Annotated in this window: 2 protein-coding genes; one reads left to right on the top strand and one right to left on the bottom strand. The window is 75.9% G+C overall.

Annotated elements, in window-relative coordinates:
• The coding region (locus K6U79_11640) for a hypothetical protein (protein ID MCL6523006.1) at nucleotides 1–271 on the top strand (271 nt) is incomplete at its 5' end.
• 13 nt (nucleotides 272–284) lie between these two features.
• Here K6U79_11640 and K6U79_11635 read toward each other — a convergent pair.
• Nucleotides 285–1,589 carry an OFA family MFS transporter gene (locus tag K6U79_11635; protein MCL6523005.1) on the bottom strand — a complete coding sequence of 435 codons (1,305 nt, stop codon included), beginning with the start codon at nucleotides 1,587–1,589 and terminating at the stop codon, nucleotides 285–287.
• Nucleotides 1,590–2,128 lie beyond the last annotated feature (539 nt).

The following is a 2,128-nucleotide window of genomic DNA, read 5'->3' as shown; positions in this document are numbered from 1 at the left end:
GACGCTCCTCACCCTGGCCTGGAAGGTGAGCCTCCACACCGGCGCCACCGGCCTGATGACGGGCATGGGGGCGCTCCTCCTGCGCCGCGCCGCCGGCCCGGCGGCGGCCTGGGCGGCGCTGGCGGCGGGCACGCTCCTGGCGGCCGCGGTGGCGGCGGCCCGCCTGGCCCTCCGCCGCCATACCCCGGCCCAGCTGGCGGTGGGCTACCTGCTGGGGCTGGCGGCGGTGGGCCTCCTCCTGGCGCGGGGCGGCGGCCTGCCGCTGCCCTGAGCCGGTCGCGGCCCTAGCCTCCCCGCGTCCCGCCGGACCTCGCCGCGGCGGGCCGGGTCCCGGCCGGGCGGAGCGGCCCGAGCGCCGCGCGCGGCCGCGGCGGTCCCGCCGCGGCGGCCGCCAGCAGGGCAGCCAGGAGCGCCATGGCCGCCGCCAGGTCCAGGTCCAGCTGCCAGCCTCCCGTCCGCGCCGCCAGCGCCGCCGCCCCCACGCCGGCGAAGAGGCCGCCCGCCGCCTTGGCGGTGTAGAGGAGGCCGTAGTTGGCGCCGGCGTGCTCCGCACCGAAGTCGTCGCCCACCGCCGCCGGGTTGAGGACGAAGACCGGCCCCCAGAGAAAGGTGAAGAGGCCGCCCAGCAGCACGTAGGCCAGCGGCTCCGCCCCGCCCAGGCGGAGGAGAAAGAGCGTGACGCCGGCCAGGCCGTAAAAGAGGAGCATGCTGCCCGGGCGCCCCAGCCGGTCCGAGAGCCAGCCGGCCACCAGCCGGCCGAGCCCGTTGCTGACCCGCGAGAGCGTGACGGCCAGGAGCGTCAGGCTGCCCGCCTCGCGGAAGGCGCCGCTCCGCCCGATGGCCGCCAGGTTTCCGGTCACCATCAGCCCCGCCCCCGCCATCAGCGCGAAGCTGAGCCAGAGGAAGTAGAAGCGACGCGTCGCCAGCACCTCCCGCGGCCTCCGTGAGCGCCGCTCCTCCTCCCCCTCCTCCCCCCACGTCTCCGGCCTCCAGCCCGCCGGCGGGTAGCGGAGACGGCGCGCCACGAGCAGCAGCAGCACGAGCTGAAAGGCGCCGAAGAGGAGGAAGGCCTGGCGCCAGCCCGCGGGCCCGGCGCCGACCAGCGCCGCCACCGGCGGGACGAAGAGCGCCGAGCCGGCGCCGAAGGCGCCCGCCTCGAGGCCGACCACCAGCCCGCGCAGGCGCGGCTCGGGGAACCACTTGAGCGCCACGCTGACGGCCGAGGCGTAGACGATGGCCGGCCCCAGGCTGCCCAGGCCGTAGGCCAGCCAGAGCTGGACCAGGCTGCGGGCCAGCCCGGCCAGGATCCAGCCGGCGCCGGCCAGGAGGGCGGCCGCCTGCATGAGGGGGCGCGGCCCGAAGCGGTCCATGACCGCCCCGGCGGGGATCTGCGCCAGCGCCTGGACGACCACGTAGAGGGTGTAGGCCAAGTCGACCGCGGCCAGCGGCGCGCCGGTGGCCTTTTGAAGCGGAAGCTGGAAGAGGGTGAAGGTGTACTCGTAGAGCGAGACGGCCAGCATGGCCTCCATGGCCAGGAGCACCTGGCGCCAGCGCGCCTCCTCCCAGCCCGCGCTCGCCTCCGGCCCCATGGCGCCATGCCCGCCTCCGCCGGCCATTATAGCCTCGCCCGGCGCCGGCCCCAGCCGGCGAGACCGGCTGCGAGACCCTTTCCGAGACGCCCGCCGGGACCCCTTTCGAAACCAAGACGATACACATGCAGGAACTGTTTTTTCCTCCCGCACTTTCTAGAGTCTCCCTGGCTGCCCGGGTGCGGGAGACCGCGCCGAGGAGGGCCCTGAGCAAGGCGGCGGTCCCCGGATCGCCGGCGACGGGGAGGAGGATGGCCGGAAGCAGAGCGAGGAGAGCGCGCGGCCGTCGCTCCGGCGACCTGCCGGCCGCGCCCTAGGCAAGCCCGAGACGGTCTGGAACGCGCGGCCGCCGAGGCCGCCCTCGCCCGCCCCCAAGGGCGGGGGACCCCGCGGGGTCCCACCACTCAACCTATCAAGGAGGTTCGATGCAGATGGCCAAGTTCGGTCTGGTCGGCAAGCTTCTCGCAGGCGGCGCCATGGTCGCCCTCCTCACCGGCGGCGCCTTCGCGATGATGGCCTCCAACAACGTGCCCGCCTCC

It is taken from the genome of Bacillota bacterium (assembly GCA_023511835.1).
GTDB lineage: Bacteria > Bacillota > Sulfobacillia > JAIMAT01 > JAIMAT01 > JAIMAT01.
The sequence above is the reverse complement of the archived record's forward strand: the minus strand, read 5'-3'. Positions and strand labels throughout refer to the sequence as shown.